Origin of the sequence: Brevibacterium sp. S111 (assembly GCF_004745075.1) — a bacterium.
In the GTDB taxonomy this organism is placed as follows: Bacteria; Actinomycetota; Actinomycetes; order Actinomycetales; family Brevibacteriaceae; genus Brevibacterium.
In genome coordinates, this window is sequence record NZ_RHFH01000023.1 from 1 (window position 1) to 12,515 (window position 12,515).

The 12,515-nt window shown below is 64.4% G+C and carries 13 protein-coding genes; 5 read left to right on the plus strand and 8 right to left on the minus strand.

Annotation, left to right across the window (positions count from 1 at the left end; translation table 11 throughout):
* Positions 1 to 73: 73 nt before the first annotated feature.
* The 3 genes from EB836_RS16985 to EB836_RS16995 all read right to left on the minus strand — a co-directional run bounded on the left by EB836_RS16985 (position 74) and on the right by EB836_RS16995 (position 1,506).
* Positions 74 to 397, minus strand: coding sequence for a hypothetical protein (locus EB836_RS16985; protein WP_205683404.1), 324 nt, complete (start codon positions 395 to 397; stop codon positions 74 to 76).
* Positions 394 to 606 carry a helix-turn-helix transcriptional regulator gene (locus EB836_RS16990; RefSeq protein WP_135542524.1) on the minus strand — a complete coding sequence of 71 codons (213 nt, stop codon included), beginning with the start codon at positions 604 to 606 and terminating at the stop codon, positions 394 to 396. Before EB836_RS16990 ends, EB836_RS16985 begins: the two co-directional genes overlap by 4 nt.
* A gap of 303 nt (positions 607 to 909) precedes the next feature.
* The gene (locus tag EB836_RS16995; protein ID WP_135542526.1) at positions 910 to 1,506 is read right to left on the minus strand and encodes an XRE family transcriptional regulator; all 597 of its coding nucleotides are present in this window, start codon (positions 1,504 to 1,506) and stop codon (positions 910 to 912) included.
* Between the two features lie 103 nt (positions 1,507 to 1,609).
* On the opposite strand from EB836_RS16995, the gene EB836_RS18555 reads away from it, so the two are divergent.
* Entirely contained in the window at positions 1,610 to 3,358 is a 1,749-nt protein-coding gene (locus tag EB836_RS18555; RefSeq protein WP_167854503.1) for a bifunctional NAD(P)/FAD-dependent oxidoreductase/class I SAM-dependent methyltransferase, read from the plus strand.
* Positions 3,359 to 3,450: 92 nt separating this feature from the next.
* Here the strand turns inward: EB836_RS18555 and EB836_RS17005 are convergent, their stop codons facing one another.
* Entirely contained in the window at positions 3,451 to 4,692 is a 1,242-nt protein-coding gene (locus tag EB836_RS17005; RefSeq protein ID WP_135542528.1) for an MFS transporter, read from the minus strand.
* A gap of 188 nt (positions 4,693 to 4,880) precedes the next feature.
* Between EB836_RS17005 and EB836_RS17010 the strand changes: the two genes are divergently transcribed.
* Positions 4,881 to 5,924 carry an LCP family protein gene (locus EB836_RS17010; protein WP_135542530.1) on the plus strand — a complete coding sequence of 348 codons (1,044 nt, stop codon included), beginning with the start codon at positions 4,881 to 4,883 and terminating at the stop codon, positions 5,922 to 5,924.
* Between the two features lie 324 nt (positions 5,925 to 6,248).
* Here EB836_RS17010 and EB836_RS17015 read toward each other — a convergent pair whose 3' ends face one another.
* Complete coding sequence (locus tag EB836_RS17015) at positions 6,249 to 6,719, minus strand: hypothetical protein (protein WP_135542532.1); 471 nt, start codon at positions 6,717 to 6,719, stop codon at positions 6,249 to 6,251.
* Positions 6,720 to 7,427: 708 nt separating this feature from the next.
* Here EB836_RS17015 and EB836_RS17020 point away from each other — a divergent pair.
* Together EB836_RS17020 and fdxA are read left to right on the plus strand one after the other, a co-directional pair.
* Positions 7,428 to 7,889, plus strand: coding sequence for a Crp/Fnr family transcriptional regulator (locus tag EB836_RS17020; protein ID WP_135542534.1), 462 nt, complete (start codon positions 7,428 to 7,430; stop codon positions 7,887 to 7,889).
* 212 nt (positions 7,890 to 8,101) lie between these two features.
* On the plus strand, positions 8,102 to 8,434 hold the full coding sequence (fdxA, locus tag EB836_RS17025; RefSeq protein WP_135542536.1) for a ferredoxin: 333 nt from the start codon (positions 8,102 to 8,104) through the stop codon (positions 8,432 to 8,434).
* 33 nt (positions 8,435 to 8,467) lie between these two features.
* Here fdxA and pgm read toward each other — a convergent pair whose 3' ends face one another.
* From pgm to EB836_RS17040, 3 genes are all read right to left on the minus strand, one after another.
* A complete protein-coding gene (gene pgm, locus EB836_RS17030; RefSeq protein WP_135542537.1) occupies positions 8,468 to 10,108 on the minus strand; it encodes a phosphoglucomutase (alpha-D-glucose-1,6-bisphosphate-dependent) in 1,641 nt (546 codons plus the stop codon).
* Positions 10,109 to 10,227: 119 nt separating this feature from the next.
* Positions 10,228 to 10,521, minus strand: a complete 294-nt coding sequence (locus tag EB836_RS17035; RefSeq protein WP_135542539.1) for a hypothetical protein — start codon at positions 10,519 to 10,521, stop codon at positions 10,228 to 10,230.
* Between the two features lie 188 nt (positions 10,522 to 10,709).
* A complete protein-coding gene (locus EB836_RS17040; protein WP_135542541.1) occupies positions 10,710 to 11,039 on the minus strand; it encodes a rhodanese-like domain-containing protein in 330 nt (109 codons plus the stop codon).
* Positions 11,040 to 11,351: 312 nt separating this feature from the next.
* On the opposite strand from EB836_RS17040, the gene EB836_RS18715 reads away from it, so the two are divergent.
* Positions 11,352 to 12,320: a pyridoxamine 5'-phosphate oxidase family protein gene (locus EB836_RS18715; protein WP_346763100.1), complete on the plus strand. Its 969-nt coding sequence runs from the start codon at positions 11,352 to 11,354 to the stop codon at positions 12,318 to 12,320.
* Positions 12,321 to 12,515: the final 195 nt, after the last annotated feature.

Below are 12,515 nucleotides of genomic sequence, written 5' to 3' on the forward strand. Positions count from 1 at the left end.
ACGTACACCCCTTCCTGGTGTATGTCCACGCTCCCGGCTGTTGGCGCAGCGCGGGAGCCCTCTATTCGTCTGTTCAGCCTACCTCGGTACCAGGATCCCGGTTTCGGGATTTAAATGGATACCCCTTATCCACATTCTCGCGCTTGCAGTAGCCCGAAACGACGCTGCTGGTCGCGATGGAGCCGAGGATGATGAACGCGCTCCACACTCCCGCGCCGAGAACGGCGAAGATGAGGCCGAGCGCGAAGAACACGTAGGTGGAGACGACTGCCCCCAACGTATACGCGCGCAGGATGACGTCGCGCTCGCGTTCATCGCCCATGGACGGGTCGTTGAAGCCGGCGATCTTGTCGGCGAGTTCGTTGCCGCGATGCTTCTTGTTGCTGATGTTGCTCATGGGGCTTCCTCCTGCAGTGAGAAGATCTCTTCGACAGTGGTGTTCAGCGTGCGGCTGATCCGTATGGCCAGGTAGACGCTTGGGGCGTAGTCGCCCTTTTCTGTGGCGATGATCGTCTGCCGTGATACTCCGGTCAGTTGTGCCAGTTGGGCTTGGGTGAGCCCGGATGCCTTGCGAACCTGTTTGAGGTTCGAGGTCTGTACTTCCATGGGGCTCCTTGGTGTCAACTTCGTTTTACATTTCAAAGTGAAGCATGGTTGACATTATGGTGTCAATGATCTTTGACATCGCCGAGGTGGTTCTGGCGTTCCGTGCCGCGTACCGGGCATTTCGCGGCGGTCTTTGCGCATAACCTCTCGTTGACGCGAAAACACCGCGGTGCATCAGGGCGTTTTCACGCTCGCGGTGATGGGTGATCAGGCGGGTATGAAGTGACGCGGCCGCGAGGGTGTGCCGCGAACGGTGGGTGATGGGTGCTCGTCGCGGCCTCAGCGACGATGGCGGGCGCCGGATCAGGGATTCGTATCGTCACCGGGGGAGTGCGTGTGCATGTCATCGCCGGGGGCGTGCGTGTGCATGCGAATTCCCTCATTGTTGAAGATGCTCAGCACCTGGGCCGAGCGCTTGCCTGCTGCGCAGATGCTGTGCGGGATGCGGGTGTCGAATTCGGCGGCCTCCCCGTTGGTGAGGACGAGATCCTGACTGCCGAGGAGCAGGCGCAGTCGCCCAGAGATGACGTAGAGCCATTCAAAGCCGTCGTGGACCTGCGGCTCCGGGGGAGTGGCGACGGGCGGGTAGGTGATCCTGTAGGTGGCGACGGGAGAGCCCTCTGGTGCGAGGGGCGTGATGACCATGCCGTTCCTGCGGATGGCTCGGCGGCGAACCCGAGGGTCGGCAGCCTTCGGAGTCACGAGATCGTCGATGCTGATGCCGAACTGACGAGTGAGGGGGAGGAGCAGCTCGAGACTGGCTTGTCTCTTTCCGGATTCCAGGCGTGAGAGGGTGCTCGGTGAGATGCCGGCGCGAGTGGCCACCTCGTCGAGTGTCCAGTCTCGATCATTGCGCAGTGCGCGCAAACGCGGCCCGATGTGTTTGAGTTCCTCAGTCATGTCCGTCCCTGAATCTCCCGGATGCGGTGGTCTCCGACTCCTTGTCTTGCCAAATGTGCAAGAAGCATTGCGCACGGGCAAGGTCTGAGCTGACCATGAAAGCATGAGCGAACACTGGGAAGTCATCATCGTTGGAGGAGGCGTCGCCGGCTTGTCGGCGGCACTGACCTTGGGACGCGCGCGCAGGCAGGTGCTGGTGGTCGATGTCGGCGAGCCGCGCAACCGCTTTGCCGCGCATATGCACGGCATGCTCGGAAGCGACGGGGTCGACCCCAGCGAGCTGCTGCGGCGCGGACGAGAAGAGGTGAGCGCCTACGATGTCACGATCCGCCCGGGGGCAGTCGAGACTGTCGCAGAGGTCGATGATGGACTCGCCGTGACCTTTGCAGATGGCAGTACGGCCACGACGCGCGCCCTCATCGCAGCGAGTGGTCTCGTCGACGAGCTGCCCGAGATTCCGGGACTGACGCAGCAGTGGGGCGCCGGCGTCCTGCATTGCCCGTACTGCCACGGGTGGGAGGTGCGCGGGCAGCGTCTCGCCGTGCTCGGCACGTCTGCGATTTCGCTGCACCAAGCTGAACTGATCCGGCAGTGGAGTGACCAGGTGACCTTCTTCACCGCCGACTGCGGAGCCATCAGCCCAGACGTTGCTGCGCGCCTGCGCTCACGGGGCGTGAGACTCATCGACTCACCGGTGGCCGAGGTCCTCACCGAAGGTGAACGCCTGACCGGGGCACGCCTCGCCGACGGCAGCAGCATCGCCCTCGACGCGGTGTTCATCGCACCGTCGTCACGACCGCAGGATGAGTATCTTGCCCCTTTCGACCTCGACCGCGCCGAGAACCCGATGGGCAGCTTCGTCGCCGTCGACCCGGCCGGCCTGACCAGCCACGAGCGAGTCTGGGCGGTCGGCAATATCGTCAACCCCGCAGCGAACGTGTCCGTCTCCATCGGGGCCGGGTCGACGGCCGGCGGCATGGTCAACATGGCGTTGGTGAGCGAGGACTTCGACCGAGCCTCATCCGGGCACGCTGACGAACACGCCGGAGACGCGAACAACGCCGAGGTGCAGAAGACAGACGTGCCAAAGGCAGACGTACAGGGCACGGACGGGCAGAAGGCGGACGTGCAGGGCACGGACGTGCAGGGCACGGCATCGCCAGCGAATGAGTCGCCTGAGGAGTACTGGGAGGCCCTGTACGCCGAAAGTGCCCAACGATGGTCGGGACGGGCGAACGCCTCCACCGCCGAGGTGGTCGCGACGCTGGGTGCCGACCATGGCGCTGCCGCGCTCGAGCTCGGCTGCGGAGAGGGCGGTGACGCCGTCTGGTTGGCCACTCAGGGGTGGCATGTCACCGCTGTCGATGTCTCGACAACGGCGATCGAACGCGGTGCCGACAGTGCTCGGGAGTCCGGAGTCGCCGAGGCGATCACCTGGATCAGCCACGACCTGTCCACGTGGACGACCGAGGAGACCTTCGACCTCGTGACCGCATCGTTCTTCCACTCGACTCCTGAGATGCCGAGGACCGAGATCCTTCGCCGTGCGGCCAAGCGGCTGCAACCCGGTGGGCACCTGCTCATCGTCTCTCATGTGTTTGATGATCCTGAGGACATTCCGCCCTGGGTGCTGCGCTATTACGAGACCGACGACCCAAGGGACCCCGCGCTGCAGGACGAACTCAGCCACCTGCTGACCCCGACGGCCGAGCTCGCTGCTTTGGCGCTTGACGAAGCCGAATGGGAGATCGTGATCGAGGAGGTCCGTCCGCGTGAGACGGCCGGTCCAGACGGTAAGGAGACGGCCGTGGTCAAAGACGGCGTGCTCCTGCTGCGGCGACGAGCTGTCTGAGGGTGCTTCTCGCCGTCGCAGCGAAGCACCCCGCTCAAGCTGTCCCTGAACCCTGCCGGTCGCCCGGCAGTCGGGGCCGCATCTGAGCCTCTTCAGTCCTCCGCGATCTTCACGCGGCGACGGTCTTTCTCCAGCCGTACTTCGTGGCTCGACCGTGAGGGGTTGAGCAGCTTGAGCAGCGACAGCGCAATCGCAGCTCCGAGAATCGCGCAGCCGGCAGGCAGCAGCATCGCGGTCTTCGCGTCGAAGGCATCGATGATGTTGCCAGCGATCGCCGAACCGAAGGCGACGCCGAAGCCCAAGGAGGTGCCCAGCCAGGCGAAAGCCTCGGTCAGCCGCCTCGGCGGGGCCAGCTGCTCGATCACGGAGTTCGCGCCGATGAGGCTCGGCGCGATCGCAGAGCCGACGACCACGAGAATGATTCCGTAGGTGACCATGGACTGCGCGAGCAGCATCATGCACGCGCCGACGGCCAAGCCGGTCACGGCCACACCGAAGCGGTGGTGCACCGCGGTCTGCCAGTTCCGGGCCCCGTACAGGGCGCCCGACAGCAAGGATCCCAGCGCCAGGCACGACAGCAGCACACCGGCCGAGGACTTCACCCCGAGTTCGTCGGCGAACGCGACGGCGATGACGTCGATGGCACCGAAGTTCACGCCGAGGAAGATGTTGACGATGATGATCGCGAAGATCCCCGGGTTCGAGAACACGTGACCTTTCGCCTCGGTGGTGCGTTCGACGGGAGGCGGTTCGGTGGCCTTCTGAACGTAGAGCAGCAGCGATCCCACGCCCACGGTGAGCATCGAGAGGATGATGCCTGCAGGCGGCCACACCGCTGTGGCGAGCACCGTGGCGAGCACGGGTCCGGAGACGAACATCAGCTCATCCGCGACGGACTCCCAGGAGAACGCGGTCTGCAGCTTCTTCGGCGAGTCGACGATGTGTGACCAGCGTGAACGCACGAGCGAACCGACGGAGCCGACAGTGGCGCCGCCGATGCCGGCGAAGATGAACACGAAGCCGACCCACCAGTCGAGATAGACGGAGAAGATGAGCAGCGTCAGTGAGGCCAGGTGGGTGATGACGATGGGCACCATGACCCTTGCCTGGCCGTGGCGGTCGACGAGGCGTGCGATTCCGGGGCCGGCAAGCGCTTGGACGATCATGTACACGGCGGTGACGATGCCCGCCAGACCGTATGATCCGCTCACGCCCTGGATGAAGAGGACGATTCCCAATCCCAGGACTGCGATGGGCATGCGGGCGACGAGACCGGCCAAGGAGAACTTGAGCGCACCGGGAAGCGATAGGATTTCCCGATAGTTGTTGAACACCAGAGAAGTCTACCCAGCCCGCCCCCGCGCCGACCATACAGATCCGTGCCATTCCTGGTGAGTCCTCTCACCTCGGCGGGGGAGCGCCGTCGAAGTGCGCCTGGGTATGTAACAAAAGCTATACAATAAGCGAGATTGCCCACTTTCTCCCGGCGCATTGCGCCGACCGCCCGAATCCCGGAGTGCCGATGACGGACAACACCACCTTCGATGATCTCTTCGACAACCAGCACGAGGAACAGCAGCGACCGCGGAAGAAGAAACGCGTGTGGCGCAAAGTCCTCGTCATCCTGCTCATCATCGTCATCCTCGGCGTGCTCGGCATCGGACTCTACGTGTGGAGCATCGGCCGATCCTTCGACAGCAATTCGAACCGGCTGAGCGACGAGCAGGTCTTCGGCAAGCAGAAGGTCGGCGACAAGGGCGACGGCGGCACGAACATCCTGCTGCTCGGCTCCGACGAGCCGATGGACCAGGTCGACGTCAACGATTCGCGCGGTCTGCGCTCGGACACGATCATGGTCATGCACCTGCCCAACGACGGCGGCAGCGTCCAGGTCATGTCGATCCCGCGAGACAGCTACGTCGACATCGAGGGGCATGGGAAGGCGAAGATCAACGCGGCTCTGTCATACGGCGGTCTGCCACTGGCGGTGTCCACGGTGTCGGACTTCATCGGCACGGACCTCGACCACGTGGCGATCATCGACTTCGAAGGGTTCAAGGCTCTCACCGACAGCCTCGGCGGGGTGACCGTGAACTCGGAGCAGGCGTTCGAGAAGAACGGCTACACGTTCAGCCAGGGCCAGAACGACCTCAACGGTGACCAGGCGCTGACCTTCGTCCGTGAGCGCAAGCAGTTCAAGGACGGCGACTTCCAGCGGGCGCGCAACCAGCAGGCGTTCATCCGCGGGCTGACGAACGAGATCATCTCGGCCGATACGCTGTCGAACCCGAAGAAGATCCAGGACATGGTGAAGAACTTCGCGCCTTACATGTATGTCGACTCGGGCCTGGACGCGAAGTACATCTCCGGCACGGCCTTCAACATGCGCGATGTCCGTCCCGGCGACATCGAGTTCTTCACCGCCCCGGTCGCCGGCGTCGGCACCGCGCCGAACGGTGCGTCGATCGTCAAGGTCGACGATGACGAGCTGAAGAAGGTCCAGGACGCGTTCCAGAACGACACCGTCGACGAGTACGTGCAGAACGCCCCGGAGGCCCACCTGTAATCCTTCGCCGAGGCGGCCGATCCTGGCCAGTGCCCCGCCCACCATCGGGGCCGGTGACACATTACGTACGCTCCGAACCACTTTTCGTGCGCTGCGCAACACATTCCGTACGCGGGCGGACACTTTTCGTCCCCTGCATCTGGATCGATACAGATGACTGGCACCAAATGTGGTTGGCCGCCGGAGCGTAGAGACCTTGGCCCTCCCGGGGCCACCCCGGCCTGCTTCGAATCATGTCGAAGCAGGCCGAGTCGAAGCAGGCCGAGTGGTGCGCCTGCGGTGCGCTCCGTGGCGAGAGCCGCGCCGGAGAGTCACGCCGAGGCTTCAGCCCTCGAACTTGACCGAGTGCACGCCGTGGGGTGTGCCCCACTCGTTGTCTGGGTTGGACACGGCTTCGTTAGCGACTCCTAGAGTCATCGTCTCGCCGGTCACGGTGTTCTCGTAATCGACGTAGATCGTGCCTGCCGCTCCTTCTGCACCGACGCGGTTCCAGTGGGATCCATTGTCATCTCCGTGATTGGCCAGTGCCTTTGCGACCTTGGGCGAAGCGAAGGCTTCGACACGGTCCGTGGCACCCTGCCCCCATGCGCGCACGAGTTCATCGGCATAGGTGACGGGGACTGTCGGGTAGTACACCGACTGCGTGCCGACGCCGGAGTCTGACGTCTCGCTCGATGAATTCGCGGACGAGGTATCGGCGGCCATGGCCGGCCCGCCGACGAGCCCGATGCCGGCGAGACCGGCGACGGTGGCGATTCCCAGGGTTGCTGCGCGATTGCGAATGGTGGTCTTCATGGTGTCTCCTCTGTGTCGCCACCTCGCGGGAGCCGTTCGCTCGTTGCGTGGTGGCAGGTTAGCTGACGAGGATCAAGTATTGTGGCCGATTCTGAGGATGCAGCAACGATGGCTGGGAACCGACTTGGAAACGGTTACAGCATGCAGACAGGACTGTTGCAGTCATGCGACGGTGCATGTCGCGTGAGCATGAGTGACCGATTGACGGCAAAGAACCTTGGCAGTGGAATCGGTGGTGACGAAGCTATGACAGTGATGTTCTCAGATGATGCTGGGGCACTGGCCGCAGACGGGTGCCGCGTTGAATATGACAGAACCGTGTAGTCAGCGATACGTGATCGTGATTGGATTCTGCCTGCAGGGCTGCGGTCGTCTTCCCGAGCTTGGCCTCAGGCGTGCGGAGTAGTGTTGTCAGTGAAGCGATGGGAGGAAGGGGCGAGACAGTGGGCCATAGTTTCTCGGATCCGCTTTCGCTGCATTCGGCAGCGCCGGCCGCGTGCCATCACAGGATCCGCATTGAGGCGCTGGCCAACGCACCCATGTTCGAGGCGTTGCCTGACGAAGAACTTAAGAGCCTCGAACAACAGGTCCGTGCGCCCGGATACGTCGCTGGTGAGCGGATCTGTCAAGCGGGGGATCGGGCCAGTCATCTCTTCATTGTCGCCTCGGGGGCGGTCAAACTCCTGCGCCCGTCCCCGCGAGGTGACAGTGCTGGGACCGGGAGACAGCTTCGGAACGCTGACTCGCGTCGACCACTGCGGTGAGACCGCCGTCGCCATGATCGATTCCTGTGTCATCAGCATTCCTGTTCGCGCTATCCGCAGCGTCCTCGAACGGCATCCGAAGGTCGCGATGGCGGCCTTCGACGAACTCGCCGAGCGGCTCGAACAGTCCTACCAGGCGCTCGAACAGCTCTCTGTCGGCCGCGCTGATCAGCGGGTCGCCGCCGTGCTGCTGAGTCTGGCAGAGAAGCTCGGCCGGCCGGGAGGCGGGCGGATCGAACTGCCGATCCCGCTCAGCCGTGCCGATCTCGGCGCCATCGCCAGGATCGCGCCGGAGTCCGCGAGCCGGGCGCTGGGTCGTTTGCACGCAGCCGGCGCCGTCGATTTCGGCCGTCAATGGACGTCGATCGTGGACCAGGCCCTCCTGCACGAGATCGCACAGTCCTGACTCGTCCCGCAGTTCCTCGACGCCCGGCCGTGCCGGACCGGGGCCGCTTCTGCCGTACATGATCCCGATCATGTACGACCGAAGCGGCGGTCTCTTAGAGTGAGAAAGATCCGGGAAGCTGGTTCGCGCACAGTGCTGCATCGCGTTGCCGACGGTGCGCCGAACCTTTATGCCCGCGATGTGAGGAGACGTGAGAAAGGCGGTCGAACCTGATGACCTATGTGATCGCGCAGCCATGTGTCGATCTCAAGGACAGAGCCTGTGTCGAGGAATGCCCGGTCGACTGCATCTACGAAGGAGCACGCAGCCTCTACATCCATCCCGATGAGTGCGTCGACTGCGGCGCATGCGAACCGGTGTGCCCAGTGGAGGCGATCTTCTACGAAGACGATGTGCCCGACGAGTGGGAGGACTACTACAGCTACAACGTCGAATTCTTCGACGATCTGGGCTCGCCCGGCGGTGCTGCCAAACTCGGCAACATCGGTCGCGACCATCCCGCTGTGGCCGCCCTGCCTCCCCAGAACCAGGATTACACGGGCTGAGAGACCCCGCCGTTCAGAGCGCCGGCAGGGCGCTCACTTCAATACGCCGTCGACCAGCGTCCGGGCGTCGTGTTGGACCTGGCGCAGATGATCCTCATCGCGCAGTGATTCGGCGTAGATCTTGTACACGTCTTCCGTGCCGGAAGGACGCACGGCGAACCAAGCGTTGTCCGTGGTGACCTTGAGCCCGCCGATGGGCGCATTGTTCCCCGGCGCCGAGGTGAGCACCGCCTTCACGGGTTCACCGCCGACGGACTGTGCATTGACCTGGGAGGCGTCGAGCGCTCCGAGGCGAGCCTTCTGCTCGCGGGTGGCGGGGGCATCCTGGCGGGCGTAGGCGCTGGTTCCGTGGTTCGCTGCCAGACCCGCGTAACGCTGCGAGGGACTCTGCCCGGTCGTTGCCGTCATCTCGGCGGCGAGCAGGGCGAGGATGATGCCGTCCTTGTCCGTCGACCACACTTTCCCGTCGCGGCGGAGGAACGAGGCCCCGGCCGATTCTTCGCCGCCGAAGGCCAGCGAGGAGTCGAGCAGTCCGGGAACGAACCACTTGAAGCCGACGGGAACCTCGAACAGGGTCCGATCGTGGGATGCCGCGATGCGGTCGATGATCGACGAGGTGACCAGGGTCTTGCCGATGCCGGCTGCAGTCGGCCAGTCGGTGCGGGAATCGAGCAGGTAGTCGATCGCCGCGGCCAGATAGTGGTTCGGGTTCATCAGTCCGGCATCGGGGGTGACGATCCCATGCCGGTCGGCGTCGGCGTCGTTGCCCGTGGCGATGTCGTAGTCGCCGCGGGAGGCGATGAGGCCCGCCATCGCATGCGGCGAGGAGCAGTCCATGCGGATGTTCTCGTCCCAGTCCAGGGTCATGAATGACCAGGTCGGGTCGACGTCGGGATGGACGACGGTGAGGTTGAGATCGTAGTCTTCGGCGATCGCGGCCCAGTAGTCGACGCTCGCGCCGCCGAGCGGGTCAGCTCCGATCTTCAGCCCGGAGGAGCGGATGGCGTCGAGGTCGATGACGGATTCGAGGTCGTCGACATAGTTCGAGACGTAGTCGAAGTTCTCGGTGTTCTCCAGATGGAAGGCCCGCTGGAAGGCGGTGCGCGGAATCTTCTCCCACCCGTCGAGGAGGTAGGCGTTGGCGCGTTCGGCGATCCACTTCGTCGTCTCGGATCCGGCCGGGCCGCCGTGGGGAGGGTTGTATTTGATGCCGCCGTCGGCGGGCGGATTGTGGCTGGGGGTGACGATGATGCCGTCGGCTTGGGCATCCGTGCGCGACATTCCCGAGTTGAAGCCGAGGATCGCATGCGAGACGGCCGGGGTCGGTGTGAAGCCGTCGCGTTCGTCGATGCGCGCAGGCACCTCGGCGGCGGCGAGCACCTCGAGGACGGTGAGGAACGCGGGCTCACTCAGCGCGTGGGTATCCCGGCCGAGGAAGATCGGCCCGCGGATTCCCTTGTCCCTGCGGAAGTCGACGATGGCGGCGGTGATGGCAGCGATGTGCGCCTCGTTGAAGGATCGGTTGAAGCTCGAACCGCGGTGGCCTGAGGTCCCGAAGCTCACTGCTTGCGAAGGCACCGAAGGGTCGGGAACCAAGTCGTGATAGGAATCGAGAAGGGCAGGGATGTCTACGAGATCCTTGTCCTGGGCCAACTGGCCGGCGCGAGTAGTCATTCTTCTACCTTGCCAAATCCGGGCCACCTGTCACAGTTGTGTCCACGGAGTTCTTGCATCGTGGACTCGGCAGACATGACTGAGCGAGATTCCACGGTCGAGCCCTCGCCGTCGCAGACTCAGTCCGGCGGCTCCACGGAGTCGTCCTCTTCTTCCTTCGTGTCTCCACCGCTGATATCCCGGTCTTTGTCGGGGGAGGACCCTTCGGCTTTGGCCTGGGCGTCCTCAGGGTCTCGCTCGATGGGAACCTCGTGCTCGGCGGCGATGCGCTCGAGCCTTTCTTCAGGTGTCTGCGAGCTGCCTTCCGCGTCAGGGTCGGGACCGACTCCTACGGCAGAGCTCTTGATCTCGCGATCGTCGTCGGTTCCGTGTTCCTCTGTGTTCTCCGGCAGGTTCTTCTTCTCGTCGCTCATGGACTCCTACTCCTTTCGGAGGTGAACACCGGTACCGCGTTCCATCGTGGCGGCGGTGATTGTGAACAGAACAGTGCGTTCCGTGGTTCCGACGCTAGACCCCAACGTGGCGTGGGATCAAGACCCGTTCGGCTGCTGCCCCGGACGGGGATGAGACCCGCGGGACGAGCCGTGACGGGCATCGACCCTCACTTCACCCAGGGTTCCTCGCCGGTCTCCGAGACGATGGGCTTGCCGTTGTCGAGGTTCCAGGAACCCATGCCGCCGGCCACGTCGAAGGCGTCGAAGCCGTTCTGGTTGAGCCAGGCCACGGCCCGGTTCGAGCGTCCACCGGTGCGGCAGATGACGTACATGTCGTCATCGAGGGGCAGATCGTCGAGGCGGGTGGGCAGTTCGCCCAGCGGCACGTGGATCGCGCCTTCGATGTGCCCAGCTTCCCACTCGTCGTCCTCACGGACGTCGATGATGGCGGCACCTTCGGGAATGTCGTTGACGGTGACGGTAGTTTCTTCATCCATGGCCCCAGTCTAGGCACGGCGCTGCGGAGTTCGCACACGTCCCGAAGCAGACTGCGAACACCGTGGGGAGCCCCGCGCAGCCGTGTCGACAGTTCCCGGTTCGGTGGCTCCGCAGTCTCGAGTCGGCGTCCCCATCGTGCCGATTCAGCAGCCAGACCGCCCCGGTTTGACGCCTCCGCGGTCCCGTCCCAAGGGGGCTGTTGCCACTCGGGAAGTCGTGTGAGAATGACGGTGCAATCGCTCATGTCCGTTCCGATCACGGATCGCACGAGCGGCTGAAGTGCCAGGAACCGTCTGCGAAGGGAAATGGTCATGGTCAATAGGGATACAAGCGATGAGTCCACTGGCGAGAAGAAGGCCCGCGATATCGCGGCCAAGCTCGACAAGTCGACCGAGCCGCTGGGCGGAACCTCGAACGTGGATCAGGTAGCCGAAGTCGGCTACACCGAACGGAACGTGGAGGCACGCGCCCAGAACGCGGCCGAGGATGAAGGTGTGACGCTGCATCGCAATCCCGATGGATCGCACACCGCCATCGACGAATCGAGAGCCGCCGAGGCGACCCCGACGTCCGGTGCCGCAGGGACCCCGTCCTCTGGCGCCGCAGTTGCTCCCGGCATGGGCGCGGCGGTCGGAACCACCCCTGAGGCCGAGGACGTCGACAGTGTTCCCGGCATGGGAACGGCGGTCGCCAGCACGGCTGGAGGCGGTGCCGCGAGCGCAGCGGCTGCCGCTTCTGCCAGCGACGACACCGAGGGCGGCCCGACTCGCGGCGCTGGCAGCAGTCAGGCCGCAGGTGAGACGGCGACGAACGATCTCGGTCACGCCGATGTCGTCAAGATCCTCCGCGGTGCCGACACCGTGATGCTCGCGACCGCACTGCCTGATGGCAAGATCCTCGCCCACCCGATGGCCCCACAGGAGGTCACGGAGAACGCGGAAGTCTGGTTCTTCCTCACTCTCGACGGCGATCAGGCGAAGGCGCTGCGGACGAACCCGGAGGTCAATCTCAGCCTCGCCGAGGCGGGCAACTGGCTCTCCGTGGCCGGCCGCGTCGAGTTCGTCAATGATCGGGCGAAGGTCGAGGAGCTGTGGAGCGATTCGGCCAAGGCGTGGTTCGAGAGCCGGGAGGACCCGAACCTCGGCCTCATCAAGGTCGTCACCGACTCCGCCCAGCACTGGGGGTTGCCTGGTGGGAGGGCCTCGGGCCTGTTGAAGATGATCAAGTCCAAGATCACCGGAGACCGTCCCGGAGGCGGCACACAGACCACAGAACTCTGACACCACAGGCGCTGGCCACTGAGGCCACGCGCCGAATAACGCACGGAGCGCCGAGACACGCCCGCACGCCAGCGTGTCTCGACGCTCCGTCCGTTTTTGGAGGGAAGCAGCCGGTGCCCGGCACCCCGACCCCGTCGCGCCGCAGCAGGCACCCAAGGCGTTTCTCGGCGTGGGGAAGCGCGGGCATTAGCATGG

What these genes read in the sequence shown, in the direction of transcription:
- EB836_RS17015 (WP_135542532.1), bottom strand. Translation starts at nt 6,719, where the DNA reads ATGAAGACCACCATTCGCAATCGCGCAGCAACCCTGGGAATCGCCACC.
- EB836_RS17040 (WP_135542541.1), bottom strand. Translation starts at nt 11,039, where the DNA reads ATGGATGAAGAAACTACCGTCACCGTCAACGACATTCCCGAAGGTGCC.
- EB836_RS16990 (WP_135542524.1), bottom strand. Translation starts at nt 606, where the DNA reads ATGGAAGTACAGACCTCGAACCTCAAACAGGTTCGCAAGGCATCCGGG.
- EB836_RS16985 (WP_205683404.1), bottom strand. Translation starts at nt 397, where the DNA reads ATGAGCAACATCAGCAACAAGAAGCATCGCGGCAACGAACTCGCCGAC.
- EB836_RS18555 (WP_167854503.1), top strand. Translation starts at nt 1,610, where the DNA reads ATGAGCGAACACTGGGAAGTCATCATCGTTGGAGGAGGCGTCGCCGGC.
- fdxA (WP_135542536.1), top strand. Translation starts at nt 8,102, where the DNA reads ATGACCTATGTGATCGCGCAGCCATGTGTCGATCTCAAGGACAGAGCC.
- EB836_RS17010 (WP_135542530.1), top strand. Translation starts at nt 4,881, where the DNA reads ATGACGGACAACACCACCTTCGATGATCTCTTCGACAACCAGCACGAG.
- pgm (WP_135542537.1), bottom strand. Translation starts at nt 10,108, where the DNA reads ATGACTACTCGCGCCGGCCAGTTGGCCCAGGACAAGGATCTCGTAGAC.
- EB836_RS18715 (WP_346763100.1), top strand. Translation starts at nt 11,352, where the DNA reads ATGGTCAATAGGGATACAAGCGATGAGTCCACTGGCGAGAAGAAGGCC.
- EB836_RS17035 (WP_135542539.1), bottom strand. Translation starts at nt 10,521, where the DNA reads ATGAGCGACGAGAAGAAGAACCTGCCGGAGAACACAGAGGAACACGGA.
- EB836_RS16995 (WP_135542526.1), bottom strand. Translation starts at nt 1,506, where the DNA reads ATGACTGAGGAACTCAAACACATCGGGCCGCGTTTGCGCGCACTGCGC.